Origin of the sequence: Cellulosimicrobium funkei, assembly GCF_001019615.1 — a bacterium.
Taxonomy (GTDB): Bacteria; Actinomycetota; Actinomycetes; order Actinomycetales; family Cellulomonadaceae; genus Cellulosimicrobium; species Cellulosimicrobium cellulans_E.
The window spans coordinates 107,783-124,130 of sequence record NZ_JNBQ01000007.1 but is presented as its reverse complement, the minus strand read 5'-3'; the positions used below and the strand labels follow the sequence as shown (position 1 = coordinate 124,130).

At 74.6% G+C, this 16,348-nt stretch carries 16 protein-coding genes and 1 pseudogene; 8 read left to right on the top strand and 9 right to left on the bottom strand.

Going from position 1 to position 16,348, the window contains the following annotated elements; genetic code table 11:
* A partial coding sequence (locus FB00_RS09085; protein WP_156186351.1) for a DAK2 domain-containing protein occupies nt 1-508 on the bottom strand: 508 nt, incomplete at its 3' end.
* 323 nt (nt 509-831) lie between these two features.
* Between FB00_RS09085 and rpmB the strand changes: the two genes are divergently transcribed.
* Both rpmB and FB00_RS09075 read left to right on the top strand, forming a co-directional pair.
* Nucleotides 832-1,023 carry a 50S ribosomal protein L28 gene (gene rpmB / locus FB00_RS09080; RefSeq protein ID WP_024840757.1) on the top strand — a complete coding sequence of 64 codons (192 nt, stop codon included), beginning with the start codon at nt 832-834 and terminating at the stop codon, nt 1,021-1,023.
* A gap of 175 nt (nt 1,024-1,198) precedes the next feature.
* On the top strand, nt 1,199-1,714 hold the full coding sequence (locus FB00_RS09075; RefSeq protein ID WP_047232576.1) for a GNAT family N-acetyltransferase: 516 nt from the start codon (nt 1,199-1,201) through the stop codon (nt 1,712-1,714).
* A gap of 9 nt (nt 1,715-1,723) precedes the next feature.
* Here FB00_RS09075 and FB00_RS09070 read toward each other — a convergent pair.
* Nucleotides 1,724-2,768, bottom strand: a pseudogene (locus FB00_RS09070) (thiamine-phosphate kinase).
* A 64-nt stretch (nt 2,769-2,832) separates the two neighbouring features.
* On the opposite strand from FB00_RS09070, the gene FB00_RS09065 reads away from it, so the two are divergent.
* On the top strand, nt 2,833-3,387 hold the full coding sequence (locus FB00_RS09065; protein WP_082141156.1) for a DUF3515 family protein: 555 nt from the start codon (nt 2,833-2,835) through the stop codon (nt 3,385-3,387).
* Between the two features lie 18 nt (nt 3,388-3,405).
* On the opposite strand, the gene FB00_RS09060 is transcribed toward FB00_RS09065, so the two are convergent.
* Nucleotides 3,406-4,575, bottom strand: coding sequence for a D-alanine--D-alanine ligase family protein (locus tag FB00_RS09060; protein ID WP_047232575.1), 1,170 nt, complete (start codon nt 4,573-4,575; stop codon nt 3,406-3,408).
* 208 nt (nt 4,576-4,783) lie between these two features.
* Here FB00_RS09060 and FB00_RS09055 point away from each other — a divergent pair, with 208 nt between their 5' ends.
* The 4 genes from FB00_RS09055 (at nt 4,784) to FB00_RS09040 (ending at nt 9,842) form a co-directional block, all read left to right on the top strand.
* Nucleotides 4,784-6,214 carry a hemolysin family protein gene (locus tag FB00_RS09055; protein WP_047232574.1) on the top strand — a complete coding sequence of 477 codons (1,431 nt, stop codon included), beginning with the start codon at nt 4,784-4,786 and terminating at the stop codon, nt 6,212-6,214.
* Entirely contained in the window at nt 6,211-7,242 is a 1,032-nt protein-coding gene (locus tag FB00_RS09050; protein ID WP_047232573.1) for a hemolysin family protein, read from the top strand. Before FB00_RS09055 ends, FB00_RS09050 begins: the two co-directional genes overlap by 4 nt.
* A 97-nt stretch (nt 7,243-7,339) precedes the next feature.
* Complete coding sequence (locus tag FB00_RS09045) at nt 7,340-8,530, top strand: acyl-CoA dehydrogenase family protein (protein ID WP_047232572.1); 1,191 nt, start codon at nt 7,340-7,342, stop codon at nt 8,528-8,530.
* 151 nt (nt 8,531-8,681) lie between these two features.
* Complete coding sequence (locus FB00_RS09040; protein WP_047232607.1) at nt 8,682-9,842, top strand: trans-sulfuration enzyme family protein; 1,161 nt, start codon at nt 8,682-8,684, stop codon at nt 9,840-9,842.
* A 16-nt stretch (nt 9,843-9,858) separates the two neighbouring features.
* Here FB00_RS09040 and FB00_RS09035 read toward each other — a convergent pair whose 3' ends face one another.
* A complete protein-coding gene (locus FB00_RS09035; protein ID WP_047232571.1) occupies nt 9,859-10,209 on the bottom strand; it encodes a hypothetical protein in 351 nt (116 codons plus the stop codon).
* A gap of 167 nt (nt 10,210-10,376) precedes the next feature.
* Between FB00_RS09035 and FB00_RS09030 the strand changes: the two genes are divergently transcribed.
* Complete coding sequence (locus tag FB00_RS09030; protein ID WP_197088780.1) at nt 10,377-11,096, top strand: AMIN-like domain-containing (lipo)protein; 720 nt, start codon at nt 10,377-10,379, stop codon at nt 11,094-11,096.
* A 37-nt stretch (nt 11,097-11,133) separates the two neighbouring features.
* Here the strand turns inward: FB00_RS09030 and FB00_RS09025 are convergent, their stop codons facing one another.
* The 5 genes from FB00_RS09025 to murA form a co-directional block, all read right to left on the bottom strand.
* Nucleotides 11,134-12,192, bottom strand: coding sequence for an NAD(P)H-dependent glycerol-3-phosphate dehydrogenase (locus tag FB00_RS09025; protein ID WP_047232605.1), 1,059 nt, complete (start codon nt 12,190-12,192; stop codon nt 11,134-11,136).
* A gap of 20 nt (nt 12,193-12,212) precedes the next feature.
* On the bottom strand, nt 12,213-12,938 hold the full coding sequence (locus FB00_RS09020) for a lysophospholipid acyltransferase family protein (RefSeq protein ID WP_047232604.1): 726 nt from the start codon (nt 12,936-12,938) through the stop codon (nt 12,213-12,215).
* A 32-nt stretch (nt 12,939-12,970) separates the two neighbouring features.
* A complete protein-coding gene (locus FB00_RS09015) occupies nt 12,971-13,576 on the bottom strand; it encodes a response regulator transcription factor (protein ID WP_047232570.1) in 606 nt (201 codons plus the stop codon).
* Entirely contained in the window at nt 13,573-14,877 is a 1,305-nt protein-coding gene (locus FB00_RS09010) for a sensor histidine kinase (RefSeq protein WP_156186350.1), read from the bottom strand. Before FB00_RS09010 ends, FB00_RS09015 begins: the two co-directional genes overlap by 4 nt.
* 75 nt (nt 14,878-14,952) lie before the next feature.
* The gene (gene murA / locus FB00_RS09005; protein WP_047232569.1) at nt 14,953-16,269 is read right to left on the bottom strand and encodes a UDP-N-acetylglucosamine 1-carboxyvinyltransferase; all 1,317 of its coding nucleotides are present in this window, start codon (nt 16,267-16,269) and stop codon (nt 14,953-14,955) included.
* Nucleotides 16,270-16,348: the final 79 nt, after the last annotated feature.

Genomic DNA, 16,348 nt, shown 5'->3' with positions numbered 1-16,348 from the left:
CGACCGCGGGCGAGGACGCGCCCGGCCCCTGCGACGCGGTCGCCGCGGCGCGCGCCGCGGCGTCGGCCGCCGTGAGGATCGTGCCGGGCGCGGGACGCGCGACCGCGCCGCGGGCGGTGCGGGCGGCGCGCTCGAGGCCGGCCGCGAGCTCGGCACCGGTCACGGTCCGGTGCTCGGCGAGCGCGAGCGCGATCCCGCGGAGGTACTCGCTGAGGATGACGCCCGAGTTGCCGCGCGCCCCGACGAGCGCGCCGCGGGCCAGCCGCACGAGCAGGTCGCCGGCGCCGCCCGCCGCACCCGTCTCCGCGGCTGACGTCGCGTCACCGCCCGGCAGCGCCCGGACCGCGTCGAGGAGCGTGAGGTACATGTTGGTGCCCGTGTCGGCGTCCGCGACGGGGAAGACGTTCACGCGGTCGAGCGCCTCGCGCGCGGCGGCGAGCGCGCGGACGCCGCCACGGCCCCACGCGACGACGACGGCGGCGTCGACCACGTCGGCTCCGGGGCTCACGTCGGACCGGCTCCTCGCGCTCGGGGGACGACCGGACCGGGCGGCCGGACGGTCGGACGGCACCGCGGGCCGTCGGGACCACGGTAGTCAACCGCGCGTGCCGTCGGGACGCGCGCCGACGCGCCTGCGGGCACCCGAGGGTGTGACGAGCGCCCGGTTTGAGCTCAGGCCCTCCGATCGGCTACCCTGACGAGGTTGCCCGGGTGCTTCGCGCGCCCTCGACACCGTCGAGGAGCCGCCGAGGAACACCGGGCGAGACACCCTACAGACCATTCAGGACGTCGCCGCTGCGTGCGCGACGTGCACGACGATCAGGAGAAACCGTGGCTGCCAACTGCGACGTCTGCGGCAAGGGCCCGGGCTTCGGGCACAGCATCTCGCACTCCCACATCCGGACGAAGCGCCGCTGGAACCCGAACATCCAGCGCGTGCGCGCCGTGGTCGCGGGGACGCCCAAGCGTCTCAACGTGTGCACCTCCTGCCTCAAGGCCGGGAAGGTCACCCGTCCCGCCTGAGCCTCGCGAGACTTCCTGACGAGAGCGTCTGCCGGATCCCGGCAGGCGCTCTCGTCGTCTCTGCGCCTCGCCACCGGCTCCGGCCGCGGCCTGCCGCTCCCGGAGATGCGGAGATCTCCTGAAGATCAGGACAAACCGGTTTGGCGGATCCGAGCCGCGGTGGCAGTCTTTGTGCATGGTGACGGAACTGAGCGAGGTAACCATCCGCCCGGCCGCTCCCGCGGACGCGAGCGCCATCGCGGCCGTGCACATCGCGTCCTGGAGAGGCGCCTACGCGGGCATCGTGCCCGACGAGTACCTGGCCTCGCTCGACCACGACCAGCGTGAGCAGCACTGGGTCCAGAGCCTCACCACCCCCGGCGCCCGCACGTGGCTCGCCGACGCCGACGGCCGCACGATCGGCTTCGCCACCCTCGGCCCCAGCCGCGACGAGGACGCCGAGCCGGGCGACCTCGAGATCTTCGCCATCTACCTGGACCCCGAGTCCTGGGGCCGCGGCGTCGCGCGCGACCTCATGCGCACCATGCTCGGCGAGGTACGACCCGGCACGACCGTCACGCTCTGGGTCCTCGAGGACGCGGAGCGCGCGCGCCGCTTCTACCGTCGCCACGGCTTCACGCCGGACGGCGTCGAGCGCCGTGACGACATCGGCGGCAAGGACCTCACCGCCGTCCGCTACCGCCGGGGCTGACCGCCGCGCTCACGCGCGGAAGTGGTCCCACCCGGTCGCGCGGTGCGCGAGGCGGCCGTCGACCCGTACCCCGGCGCCGTCGCCGTCCACGGTGCGCACCCTGCCGATCGCCCGGAAGCCGTCGGGCAGGTCGGCGTCGGCGGGGAACGTCGCGAGCAGCGCGTGGTCCTCGCCTCCCGACAGCACCCAGCCCTCGGCACGGTCGGCGACGTCTGCCCCGGCGTCGCCGTCCCCGCTAGCGCCGTGCCCGCTCGCGCCGTGCCCGCTCGCGCCGTCGAGCGCGGCCGCCGCCGCGCGCAGCCGGTCGCGGTCCGTCGTCAGGGCGGCGAGCTCGAGGTCCACGACGACGCCGCTCGCCCGCGCCATCCGGCCCGCGTCCCGCAGCAGCCCGTCGGACACGTCCATCATCGCGGTCGCGCCGGCGTCGGCGGCCGCGGGACCCGCGGCGAGCGGAGGGTCGGGACGCAGGTGCGCGACGACGAGCGCGTCGTCGAGGTCCGCCCGGTCGGCGTCGAGCAGCGCGAGACCCGCCGCTGACCGGCCCAGGCTCCCCGCGAGGGCGACGACGTCGCCCGGCCGGGCGCCGGAGCGCAGCACGGGGGCGCGGCCCTCGAGGTCCCCGTGGACCGTGACCGCGACGACGACCTGCTCGCCCCCCCGACAGGTCCCCGCCGACCACCGCGGCCCCGAGCGGCCTGCACGCGTCGGCGAGCCCCCGCGCCAGGCCGGTGACCCAGTCGACGGGCAGGTCGCCGGGCATGACGAGCGACACGACGAGCGCCGCGGGGCGCGCGCCCATGGACACGACGTCGGCGAGGTTCTGCACCGCGGCCCGCCACCCGACGTCGTACCCCGACGACCAGCGCCGGCGGAAGTGCCGGTCCTCGACGAGGACGTCGGTCGACACGACGTAGCGGCCGTCGGGCGCCGCGACGACGGCGCAGTCGTCCCCCGGCCCGACGAGGGTGGTCGGCGCGGTGGGCAGCAGGGGGAAGATCCGGGCGAGGAGCGCCTCCTCGGGCACGTCGCGGACCAGCAGGGGCGTCTCGCTCACGCGGCCACCCTAGTCGCCGCCCGGGCGGTCACGGGCACCCTCCGCGGGCCGCTACGGTGGTCGCGTGCTCGACGCCGTCCCTCCCGCCTCGCCGTCCACCCACCCCGGTGCGCCCCGGCCCCGCCGTCCGCGCCCCCTCGCCCGGGCCCTCGCGGTGCCGGCGCTGCTCGGCGTCGTCGCGGCGACCGCCGCGTGCGCGCCGCGCATCGGCGTCCCGGTGGCGGACGACGCCCAGAACCCGCTGTGCGCGGACGTCGTGCTCGCGCTGCCGGAGACCCTCGGCGAGGACCTGGCGAAGGTCGGCACGACGAGCCAGGCCACCGCGGCCTGGGGCGAGCCGGGCGCCGCGGTGACGCTGCGGTGCGGCGTCGAGGTCCCCGGGCCCACGACGACGACGTGCCAGAGCGTCGAGTCCGAGGGCGGCACCGTGGACTGGCTCGTGGTCGAGGACCAGGGCACGTGGACGTTCACGACCTACGGTCGCGACCCCGCGGTCCAGGTCGTCGTGCCGCCGGCCGTGACCGAGGGCCACTCGACGGCGTTCATCTCGGACCTGGGTCGCGCCGTCATGGAGGTCCCGCAGACGCGCGCGTGCGTCGGCGCCGCCGACGCGGGCTGAGCCGGCCGGGTCAGCGGGTCAGCGCAGGCCGGTGGGGCGCTCGAGCGCGAGCGCGACGAGCTCGTCGATGAGCTCGGGGTAGCTCAGCCCTGACTTCTCCCACATGCGCGGGTACATCGAGAACGGCGTGAAGCCGGGCATCGTGTTGATCTCGTTGACGACGACCTGCTCGTCGGGCGTGACGAAGACGTCGACGCGCGAGAGGCCCTCGGCGCCGACCGCCTCGAACGTGCGGACCGCGATCTCGCGCACCCGCTCGACGAGGTGCTCGGGCAGGTCGGCCGGGCACGACAGCTCGACCCCGGCCTCGTCGAGGTACTTGGCCTCGAAGTCGTAGAAGTCGTGCGCCTCGCCCGTCACGACGATCTCGCCCGGCAGCGACGCACGCGGACGCGCGCCCCCGCGGCCCCCGAGGACGGCGCACTCGATCTCGCGGCCGACGACGCCCGCCTCGACGATCACCTTGGGGTCGTGCTCCTGCGCGGCGGCGATCGCGGCGGGCAGGTCCGCGAGGTCGTCGACCTTGGAGATGCCGAGGCTCGACCCGGCACGCGCAGGCTTGACGAACACCGGCAGGCCGAGGGCCGCGACGGTCTGCGTCCACGCCTCCGGGTCGCGCTCGAACGCGCCCGGGCGGATCACGGTGTACGGGGAGACGGGCAGCCCCTCGCCCGCGAGCACGAGCTTCATGAAGTGCTTGTCCATGCCGACGGCGGACGCCAGGACGCCCGCGCCGACGTAGCGGACGTCGGCGAGCTCGAGCATGCCCTGGAGCGTGCCGTCCTCGCCGTAGGGGCCGTGCAGCAGCGGGAAGACGACGTCCACCTCGCCGAGCACGCGCGGGACGTCGCCCGGGGTGAGGACGCGCAGCTCCCGGCGCCCGGTCGACAGCGGCAGGATGACCTCCTCGCCGGTCGGCTCGACCTGCGGCAGGCGCCCCTCCGTGATCTCCCAGCGCGCGGGCTCGTCGGCCGCGAGGACCCACTCCCCCGTCGGCGTGATCCCGACGGGGACCACGTCGTAGCGCGACCGGTCGATCGCGCGCAGGACGCCCGCGGCGGTCGCGGCGGAGATGGCGTGCTCGCCCGAGCGGCCCCCGAACAGCACGAGGACGCGGGGCTTGCGGGGCGCGCCGGTGGGGTGCTCGTCGGTGGACGGCACGGACCGGTCGGGGCTCTGGCTGGACATCGCGGACGACCCTACCGGACGCCTGCTCGCGCGCCCGACGCACCCCCGGGAACGATCCGGGGACGTTCCGCGTTGGGAGTGCCGTGGAAGACACGACTCTCGAGGCCCCCGCGGCCGACGACCCCGACCATAGTCCCGGCCGCACCGGCCCCGGCAGCGAGCGGACGCGCGAACGCGTCCCCGACGACCGGAGGGCGGTGCGGGCACGATGACGACCTTCCTCTCCCTCCTGCTCGGGCTCCTCGTGGTTCTCGCGATCACGGCGGCGACGGCCTACTTCGTCGCCCAGGAGTTCGCCTACATGACCGTCGACCGCTCCCGCCTGGGGGCCAAGGCGGAGGCCGGCGACGAGTCGGCCCGGCGCGCGCTCGCCGTCACCCGGCGCACCTCCTTCGTCCTGTCCGGGGCCCAGCTCGGGATCACCGTGACGGGCCTGCTCGTCGGCTACGTGGCCGAACCCTTGATCGGTGAGTCGCTGGGCACGATGCTCGGCGGAGTCGGCGTCCCCACGGGCGTCGGCGTGGCGGTGGGCACCGTCCTCGCCCTCGTGCTGTCGACGATCATCCAGATGCTCTTCGGCGAGCTGTTCCCCAAGAACCTCGCCATCGCGCGGCCCGAGCCGCTCGCGAAGGGCCTGGCGCGCTCCACGACCGCGTACCTCACGGTGTTCGGCTGGCTCATCGCGGTGTTCGACAAGGCGTCCAACGCCCTTCTGCGCCTGCTGAAGATCGAGCCCGTCCACGACGTCGACAACACCGCGACCGCGCGCGACCTCGAGCACATCGTGGCGGACTCGCGCGAGAGCGGCGACCTGCCCGACGAGCTGTCCGTGCTCCTCGACCGCATCCTCGACTTCCCCCAGCGCGACGTCGAGCACGCGATGATCCCCCGCTCGCGCGTCGGCACGGTCCGACCCGAGGCGACCGTGGCCGAGGTGCGCGAGCTCATGGCCCGCGCGCACACGCGCTACCCGGTCGTCGACGCGACGGACCAGCCGCTCGGCGTCGTCCAGCTCGCCGACGTCCTCGCGACCGCTCTGCCCGACGACGCGCCCGTCACCGATCTCATGCGTCCGGCCGTCGTGCTGCCGACGACCATGACGCTGCCCGACGCGCTCGGGCAGCTCAACTCCACGCGCAACCAGCTCGCGTGCGTCATCGACGAGTACGGCGGCTTCACCGGCGTGCTCACGGTCGAGGACCTCGCCGAGGAGCTCGTGGGCGAGATCACCGACGAGCACGACCCGGAGCAGCCCGTCACGGTCACGGCCGAGGACGACGGCGTGTGGGTCATGGGCGGCGACGTCCACGTCGACGAGGCGGAGCGCGCCCTCGGGCACGACCTGCCCCGCGGCGACCACGAGACGGTCTCCGGGCTCCTCATCGCCCAGCACGGCGCCCTGCCGCGCGCGGGCGACACGATCGAGGTCCCGCTCCCGGACGACCCCGCCGACCTCGTCCACGACGAGCCGGTGCACCGCACGCTCGTCGTCGACGTCCTGTCGGTCGAGCGGCACGTGCCGCGCCTCGTGCGCGTCCGGCTCGTCGAGCAGCGGGGCGACGCCCGCGCCGCCGACGACGCACACCCCACCACGCACGAGGCTGCCCGCCCGACGGACGCAGCGGAGGAGACCCGATGAGCAACCCCTGGGTCGTCGTCGTGGCGACCGTCGCGATCATCGCGCTCAGCGCGTTCTTCGTCGCCGTGGAGTTCGCGCTCCTCGGCGCCAAGCGGCACCGGCTCGAGGACGCCGCACCGACGAGCCGCGCGGCGCGCGCCGCGCTGCGCAGCTCGAACGAGCTCACGCTCCTCATGGCGGGCGCGCAGCTCGGCATCACGGCCTGCACGCTCGCGCTCGGCGCCATCACCAAGCCGGCCGTGCACCACTGGCTCACGCCCGTCTTCGAGACGTGGGGCGCGCCCCTCTGGGCCGCCGACGTCGCGGGCTTCGTGCTCGCCCTGATCGTCGTGACGTTCCTGCACCTCGTCATCGGCGAGATGGCGCCGAAGTCGTGGGCGATCGCCCACCCGGAGCGCTCGGCCACCCTGCTGGCGCTCCCGATGCGCGGGTTCATGTGGGCGTTCCGCCCGCTGCTGCGCTGGCTCAACGCGCTCGCGAACCGCTGCGTGCGCGCCGTGGGCGTCGAGCCGGTCGAGAACGTCGAGGGCGGCGGGCAGGACGCCGCGACCCTGCGGCACCTCGTCGAGCACTCGGCGAACGTCGGCGCGCTCGAGGCGTCGTACCGCGTGCAGATCTCGGGCGTCATCGAGCTCGAGACCCTCACGGTCGATGCGCTCGTGCCGACCGAGGGCCGGCCGACGTCGGTCCCCGCGACGGCCACGGCCGCGGACGTGCGGGCCGCGTCGGCCCGGTCGGGGCACCTGCGCATCCTCGTCCAGAACGGGAGCGTCGTCCCGAAGGTCGTGCACGTGCGCGACACGCTCCTGGAGCCCGACGACCGGCCCGCCGGGGAGCTCGCGCGCCCCGGGTTCGTGCTCGCGTCGGGGACGACCGTGCACGCCGCGCTCGCGCGCATGCGCGAGTCGAGCGAGCAGCTCGCGATCGTCATGGACGGCGAGCGGTTCGTCGGCGTCGTGACGCTCGCCGACGTGCTGCGCCGCATCCTGCCGTCCCCGGACGAGCCCGCGCCGGTGCTCGTCGGCTGACCGGCTCGCCGGCCGACAGGCCCGGCGTACGGTGGAGGGGCCTCGGCGACGCACGTCGCCGGGGCCTCTCGCCGTCCGCCCCGACCGAAGGCAGGCCATGCCCACGCCCGTCGCTGCACCCTTTGCTCCGCCGTTCCCGGAGCGGCGCACCCTCCTCACCGACGACCTGCTTGACGCCGTCCGCGGCCGCGCGGCGGGCTACGACCGCGACAACGCGTTCTTCGACGAGGACCTCGCCGCCCTGACCGAGGCGGGGTACCTGCGCGCGCTCGTGCCCACGGCGTTCGGCGGCGCCGGGCTCGGCCTGCGCGAGGTCGCGCACGAGCAGGCGCGGCTCGCGGGCGCGGCGCCCGCGACGGCCCTCGCCGTGAACATGCACCACGTGTGGACCGGCGTCGCGCGCTACCTGCACGAGCGCGGCGACGCCTCGCTCGACTGGCTGCTCGAGGAGGCCGGTCGCGGCGAGGTGTTCGGCTTCGGGTACTCCGAGGGCGGCAACGACCTGGTCCTGCTCGGGTCCCGCACGGAGGCGCGACCGGACGGCACGGGCGGTTACACGTTCCACGGTCGCAAGATCTTCACGTCCAACTCGCCCGCGTGGACGCGCCTCGGCGTCCTCGGGCTCGACACGGTGTCCGACGACGCCCCGCGCCTCGTGCACGCGTTCGTCCCCCGGGACGCCGGGGTCGAGGTGCTCGACGACTGGGACACGATGGGCATGCGGGCCTCGCAGTCCCGGTCCACGGTGCTCGACGGCGCCCACGCGCCTGCCGACCGCGTCGTCCGGCGGCTCGCGCCCGGCCCCACGCTCGACCCGCTCGTCGTGGGGATCTTCACGACGTTCGAGACCCTCCTCGCGTCCGTCTACACCGGGATCGCGGAGCGCGCGCTCGAGCTCGGCGTCGCCGCGGCGCGCCGCCGCACGTCGATGAAGAACGACGGCGCGTCGCTCGCGCAGGACCCGGACATCCGCTGGCGCCTCGCGGACGCCGCGCTCGCGCTCGACGCGGTCTGGCCGCAGATCGACACCGTCGCGGGCGAGCTCGACGCGCTCGTCGACCGCGGCGCCGGCTGGTTCCGCGCGACCGCGGGGCTCAAGGTGCGCGCCACGGAGACGGCGAAGACGGTCGTCGACCAGATGGTGCGCGTCGCCGGTGGGTCCTCCTACTTCGCCGGGAACGAGCTCGGCCGCCTCTACCGCGACGTGCTCGCCGGGATCTTCCACCCGTCCGACGACGAGTCCGCGCACTCCACGGTCGCGCAGTCGCTCCTCGGCCCGCTCGACTGACGGACCGCCGAGCGCCGGACAGGTGGTCCTGGCTCGTCCTGGCGGTACGACGAACCCGGACGACCTGCTCGTCCGGCCGCGACCGCCTGGTCGGTGGTCAGGGGGTGGTTGTTCGGGGCACGTGTCGGGCGACCGGGCGTACGCTGCCGCCATGAGCGACCCGCACGTCCCCGCCCTCTCCCCCGCGACCGTCGTCGTCGCCGCAGGGCGTCCCGAGCGGGCGCAGGGCGCGCCCGTGAACCCGCCGATCGTGCTCTCGTCGACGTACGTCTCGCAAGGCGTACAGCAGCCTGGTGAGCTCCTGTACACGCGGATGGACACCGAGACGTGGCACCCGTTCGAGGAGGCTCTCGCCGCGCTCGAGGGCGGCGAGCACCCCGGCGTGGCCTTCGGGTCCGGGATGGCGGCGATCGCGGCGGTCTTCTCGCTCGTGCCCGCCGGTGGCAAGGTCGTGCTGCCCCGGCACGCGTACCAGGTGACGCTCGGCTTCGCCGACGACCTCGCCGCGCGCGCGGGCGTCGAGGTCGTCCGGGTCGACGTCGCGGACACCGACCAGGTCGTCGCCGCGCTCGACGGCGCCTCGCTCCTGCTCGTCGAGTCCCCGACGAACCCCATGCTCGAGGTCGCCGACCTGCCCGCGCTGCTCGCGGCCGCTCGCGAGCGCGGCGTCCTCAGCGCCGTGGACAACACGTTCGCGACCCCCCTCGGGCAGCAGCCGCTCGCGCACGGCGCGGACGTCGTCGTGCACTCGGTGACGAAGTACCTCGCCGGGCACTCCGACGTCGTCCTCGGCGCCGCCGTCGCGCGCACGGCCGAGCTCACCGCGACGCTGCGCTCCTACCGGACGCTCCACGGGTCGATCCCCGGTCCGTTCGAGGTGTGGCTCGCGCTGCGGGGCCTGCGCACCCTCGCGCTGCGCGTCGAGCGCGCCCAGGCGAACGCCGCCGAGCTGGCGCGGCGCCTCGCCGACCACCCCGACGTCGTCGAGGTGCGCCACCCGAGCCTGCCGACGGACCCCGGGCACGAGCGCGCGTCGCGACTCATGACCGGGTACGGCTCGATCCTCGGCGTCCGGCCTCGTGGCGGGGCCCCGGGCGCCGACGCCGTCGTCGGTGCCGTGCGCCTGTGGGTGCCCGCGACGAGCCTCGGCGGCGTGGAGTCGAGCCTGGAACGTCGCCGCCGGTTCGCGACCGAGTCGCTCACGGTCCCCGAGGACCTGCTGCGGCTCTCCGTGGGCATCGAGGACGTCGAGGACCTCTGGCGGGACCTCGACCGGGCACTCGACCGGGCACTGCGGGCACCCGCCGGCTGATCGTGCCCCGCGTGCGCTACCGCGCCTCGGCGTCCGGGCGCCCGCGTCGCGACGGGTCCGCCGGGTCCGTCGGGACGTAGAAGACTCCGCCGTCGAGGTCGACGTCGAACGGCCGGCCCTCCGCGGGGCGCTGCACGATGTCGAGGCGCTGGCGCTCCTTCTCCTCGGTGAGGTACGTGCGGTTCGGCTGGAAGATCTCGACGATCTCGCCGAACATGCCCGACGACGCGCTCTCACCCCCGCCCGCGTCGCGGCGGGCGCGCGCCTCGGCGCCGGAGGTGAACCGCGCGATCCCGACGACGAGCAGCCCCGTGAGCGCGACCGCGACGAGGACGCCCACCATGCCTGTGCCGATCCCCTGCAGCATCTTCCGAGCCTAGCGTCGACCACCTGGAGGGGCCACGACGTCCGGGAACCAGCGCGCAGTTCGCCCGACACCGCGAGATGCCGCCGAGACACGGCCGTGACCCGACCGGGACCGGACCGTGCTCTGCCCGCCGCGCGAGCGTGACCTGCGGTTTCTACGATCGGTCCATGACGGCGCGAGGAACGATGCGGACAGAAGGTGGCGACCGAGGGCGACGCGAGGCCGCGCCGTCACCGCGGGCCGCGACGGCCGTCGTCGGGCTGCTGGCGCTCTCGCTCGCCGCGTGCACCCCCGGCGGCACGGACGACTCCCCGTCGCCGTCGGGCACCACGACGAGCGGCTCGCCCAGCCCCACGGACTCGCCGACCGGCGCCCCGGCCGAGAGCCCGACGGACGACGCCACGGCACCGGCCGACGACGCGACCGAGGCACCGCTCCCGTTCCCCGCGAACACCGACCCGGACACGCAGGACCCGTCCGCGGACGCGGCCCTGACCGTGACGGACATCCGGGTCGGGCACCACGACGGGTACGACCGGGTCGTCTTCGAGCTCGGCGGGACCGGGACGCCCGGGTGGCGCGTCGAGTACGTCGACCAGCCGGTCGACGACGGGAAGGGCGACGTCGTCGCGGTCGACGGCGACGCCTACCTCCAGGTCATGATCTCTGGCTCGGGGTACCCCATGGACACGGGCGTGGACGAGTACGCGGGACCCAACCCGGTGCGCGCGGGGGACGACGGCGAGGTCGAGGAGGTCCTGCTGCGCGGCGTCTTCGAGGGCTACACGCAGGCGTTCGTCGGGGTCGACGACGAGCAGCGCCCGTTCCGGGTGTTCTCGCTCGAGGACCCGACGCGCGTGGTGGTCGACGTCCGCGACGACGACTGACGGGGGCCCGCACCAGCGGGCCGCCCGACACCCACCCTCAGCGCTCCGCCGAGATCCCCTCGGCCTTCTGCGGCCGGGCGAGCAGGCCGCGCGCCATCTCGTCGACCGGCATCCCCTCGTGCAGCACCGCGACGACGCCGGCCGTGATCGGCATCTCGACGCCCACCTTCTGCGCGAGCTCGAGGACCGACCGGCAGGACTTGACGCCCTCGGCCGTGCCGCCGGTGGCGGCGATCGCGTCGTCGAGGCTCAGCCCCTGGCCCACGTGCTTGCCGAGGGTGTGGTTGCGCGAGAGCGGCGACGAGCACGTCGCGACGAGGTCGCCCATGCCCGCGAGGCCGGGGAACGTCTCGGCGTCCGCGCCGAGCGCGAGCCCGAGCCGCGTGATCTCCACGAGGCCGCGCGTGATGACGGTGGCCGTCGTGTTGTAGCCGAACCCGCGGCCCTGGGCGATCCCCACGGCGAGCGCGATGACGTTCTTCACGGCCCCGCACAGCTCGACCCCGACGACGTCGCGGTTGGTGTAGGGACGGAAGTACGACGACGAGCAGGCCCGCGCGACGTACCGCGCCACGTCCTCGTCCACGCACGACACCACGGTCGCCGTCGGCTGACGGTGCGCGATCTCCCGCGCCAGGTTCGGCCCGGACACCACGGCGACGCGCTCGGGCGGCAGCCCGAGGGACTCCGCGACGACCTCGCTCATGCGGCGGTCCGTGCTCAGCTCCACGCCCTTCATGAGCGAGACCGCGACGGCGTCGGGCTCCAGGTACGGGCGCAGCTCGGCGAGCGTCGTGCGCGCGACCTGCGAGGGGATCGCGACGACCACCAGCCCCGCGCCGGCGAGCGCGTCGCGCGCGTCGGTCGTGGCCCGGATGCCCGCGGGCAGCTCGATGCCCGGCAGCCGCTTCTCGTTGCGGCGGGAGAAGTTCACCTGCGCGGCGACCTCGGGGTCTCGACCCCACAGGCGGACCTCGCAGCCGGCGTCGGCGAGCACGGCGGCGAACGTCGTGCCCCAGCTCCCCGACCCGAGGACCGCGGCGACGACGCGCTCCGCGGCGGGGACGTCGTCGGCGACGAGCGGCGCGGGGCTGATCTCGACGGTCTGGTCGCCGCTCACCGGCGGCGCTCCGAACCCGGGTGCTGACGCAGGTCGAAGCGCTCCGCGGGCGCCTTCGCGCCGCGGATCTCCTCGAGCTGACGCGTGATCGCCGCCATGATGCGCTCGGTCGCCTCGCGCAGCGTCGCGGTGTCCTGCGGACGGTCGTAGAGGTCGGAGAGGTCGACGGGCGGTCCCGCGTGGACGGCGACCCGCTTGGGCGGGATCGGCTTGAACACCTTGCCGTACGGCGCCAGGAGCTGCTCGGCGCCCCACTGCGCGATGGGCACGACGGGCGCGCGGCTCGTCAGCGCGAGCCGAGCGACGCCCGTCTTGCCGACCATCGGCCAGCCGTCAGGGTCGCGCGTCAGCGTCCCCTCGGGGAAGAACACGACGCACTCCCCCTCGTCGAGGCGCGCCGTGGAGTCGACGAGGGACTGCGCAGCGCCTGCCGTGCCGCGGTGCACCGGGATCATGCCGGTGCTGGTGAGGATCCGGCCGAGGACCGGCACCTTCCACAGCGACGCCTTCGCCGTGATCTTGGGTGCACGACCCTGGTCGTAGAGGAAGTGCGCGAGCGTCACGGGGTCGACCTCCGTGACGTGGTTCGCCGCGGCGATGAAGCCGGTCGGGGGCAGGTTCTCCGCACCGCGCCAGTCACGGCGGGTGATCGCGAAGAGGATCGGGCGCAGGAAGAACGCGAGGGTCCTGTACGCGCGCGGGGTCTCGGGCAGGCTCGGCACGGTCACCGAGCCTACCGGGCGCTGCCCTCCGCTCAGATCCAGCCGTGCCGCCGCGCCACGTGCGCCGCCTCGTGACGGTTCGCCGCCCCGAGCTTCGCGGCGGCCGACGACAGGTAGTTGCGCACGGTCCCCGGGGCCAGGTGGGCGCGCGTCGCGATCTCCTCGACGGGCGCGCCGTCGGCGGCGAGCTCGAGCACGTCCGCCTCGCGGGCGGTGAGCGGGCTCGCGCCCGCCGCGATCGCCTCCGCGGCGAGCTCGGGGTCGACGTACCGTCCGCCGTCGCGCACCTGCCGCACGACGTCCGCGAGCACGCGCGACGAGACCGTCTTGGGCAGGAACCCGCGCGCGCCCGCCTCCAGCGCGCGCTTGAGGTAGCCCGGCCGGCCGTGGCTCGTGACGATCACCACACCGCACGACGGCAGGTCGCGCGCGAGGCGCTGCGCGACCTCGACCCCGTCGAGCCCGGGCATCTGGAGGTCGAGGACCGCGACGTCGGGCTCGAGCTTGAGGGCGGCGGCGACGGCCTCGGGGCCCGAGGCCGCCTGCGCCACGACCTCCAGGTCGTCCTCGAGGGCCAGGAGCGACGCGACGGCGTCACGGATGAGGTTCTCGTCGTCGGCGAGCAGGATGCGGATCACGCGCGCGTGGTCCTCTCGGTGGTGGGGGCGGGAAGGTCGCGGGCGCTGCCCCGCGCCGGCGCCCCTCGGGCCGCGCCGTCGTCGGGCACGCGCGCGACGAGGCTGTACCGACCGCCGTCGGACCACGTGCGCAGGCTCCCGCCGGCGCCCTCCAACCGCTCCCGGAGACCGACCAGCCCGGAGCCGCGCCCGTCGCGCGTCCCCGCGGGGGCGCCGTCGTTGACGATCTCGACGACGCTCGACGTCCGGTCCCGGTGCACCGTGATCGTGCACGTGCGTGCGGTCGAGTGCCGCACCACGTTGGTGACGCCCTCGCGCACCGCCCACGCGAGCGCCTCCTGCGCGGCGGTGCCGACCGGCGTCTCCTCGCCGTGGACGGTCGTCTCGATGCCCGCGGAGCGCAGGACCGAGCGCGCGCCGACGAGCTCGGCGCCGAGGTCGGCGGTGCGGTAGCCGGCGACGACGGCGCGCACCTCGCGCAGCGCGTCCTGCGCGATGCGGCGCACCTCGAGCATCTGCTCCTCCGCGCCGGGGCGGCCGCGGGCGGCCAGCTCCGCGGCGAGCTCGCTCTTCACGGCGACCACGGAGAGGGTGCGCCCGAAGACGTCGTGCAGGTCTCGCGAGAACCGCAGCCGCTCCTCCGCGACGGCCAGCCGTGCGTGGAGCACGCGCGTGCGCTCCTGCTCCCACACGATGCCGAGCATCCACACGGACACGCGGTACGACCCGAAGATCGCGACGAGCATGACCGTGCCGGAGAGGCCGAGCCCGACCGCCATGCCCACGGTGGTCGATGAGATCGGTCCGGTCCCCACCCACACGGAGCATCCCGTGACCGTGCCGAAGACGAGGGCGAGGAGGGCGAGGCGACGGAAGGTCAGGAGCGGCACCACGGCGAGCGTGCCGAAGCCGACCCCCACCAGGAGCGCGTAGTACCGGGCGCTCCCGGCGACGTCCTCCGCCGAGTCGACGGGGAAGGTCCAGAACCCGACCGCCGCGACCGCGAGGGACAGGGTCCCGTGGAGGGCGAGCAGCCACGGGCGCACGACCGGGCCCCCGAGGAAGTGCACGACCCCCGCCCGGAGCAGCGCGAGGCACGTGACGGTGTGCACGAGCACGAGCACGAGCCACGCGTTCACGGCCCCCGGCCGGAACGTCGGGTCGGAACCGACGAGCACGAGCGCGAGGAACGGCTCGAACAGCGAGAGCAGGTACAGCGACCAGCGCGTGTAGGTGTCGAACCGCTCGGGCGCGGTCCGACGGCTCCACACGTCGAGGAACGTGCGCGGTCGGGTGATCACGTCGACCAGCGTCCCACGCACGGGCGTCGCACGGCCGTGACAGGCGTCATGACCTGCGGCGACGGGCGGTCCGGGTCAGTCGCGGCGGACGTCGGCGCCGAGGGCGACCAGCTTCTCCTGGAAGTTCTCGTAGCCGCGGTCGATCAGGCTGATCCCGCGCACCGTCGAGGTGCCCTTCGCCGCGAGCGCCGCGATGAGGTGGGAGAAGCCGCCGCGCAGGTCGGGGACCTCGATGTCGGCCGCGGCCAGCGGCGTCGGGCCGGAGATCACCGCGGAGTGGTGGAAGTTGCGCTGGCCGAACCGGCAGTCGCGACCGCCCAGGCACTCCTTGTAGACCTGGATGGTCGCGCCCATGCCGCGCAGCGCGTCCGTGAAGCCGAACCGGTTCTCGTAGACCGTCTCGTGCACGATCGACAGGCCCTTGGCCTGGGTGAGCGCGACGACGAGCGGCTGCTGCCAGTCCGTCATGAAGCCGGGGTGCACGTCGGTCTCGAGCACGATCGGGGACAGGTCGCCGCCCGGGTGCCAGAACCGGATGCCGTCGTCCTGCACGTCGAACCGGCCGCCGACCTTGCGGAAGGTGTTGAGGAACGTCATCATCTCGGGCTGCGTCGCGCCCTTGACCGTGATGTCGCCGCCGGTGGCGAGCGCGGCCGACGCCCACGAGGCCGCCTCGATGCGGTCGCCGAGCGCGGTGTGCGTGTAGCCGTCGAGGCGGTCCACTCCCTCGATGCGGATCACGCGGTCGGTGTCGACCGAGATGATCGCGCCCATCTTCTGGAGCACCGCGATGAGGTCCATGATCTCGGGCTCGATCGCGGCGTTCGCGAGCTCCGTGATGCCCTCGGCGCGCACGGCCGTGAGCAGGAGCTGCTCCGTGGCACCGACCGACGGGTACGGCAACGCGATCTTGGTGCCCTGGAGGCGGCGCGGGGCGCGGATGTGGATCCCGTTCTCGCGCTTGTCCACGACGGCACCGAACTGGCGCAGGATGTCCAGGTGGTAGTTGATCGGCCGGTCGCCGATCCGGCACCCGCCCAGGTCGGGGATGAACGCCTCGCCCAGGCGGTGCAGCAGCGGGCCGCAGAACAGGATGGGGATACGGCTCGAGCCCGCGTGCGCGTCGATGTCCGCGACGTGCGCCGACTCGACGTTGGAGGGGTCCAGGTCGAGGATCCCCGCGTCGGGGTCGGACTTCACCGCCACGCCGTGCAGCTCCAGCAGCCCCGTGACGACGCCGACGTCGCGGATCTGCGGCACGTTGCGCAGCACGCTCGGCGACTCCCCCAGCAACGACGCCACCATCGCCTTGGACACGAAGTTCTTCGCGCCACGCACGGTGATCGTCCCGTCCAGCGGGGTCCCGCCGTTCACGTACAGCACGTCATTCATCAGTTCAGGTTGCCCTCTCGACTGCGGGTGGTCCGCGGGCCCGAGTTCAGGCCCTCGTGCGCCAACGCGGGGCACCCGG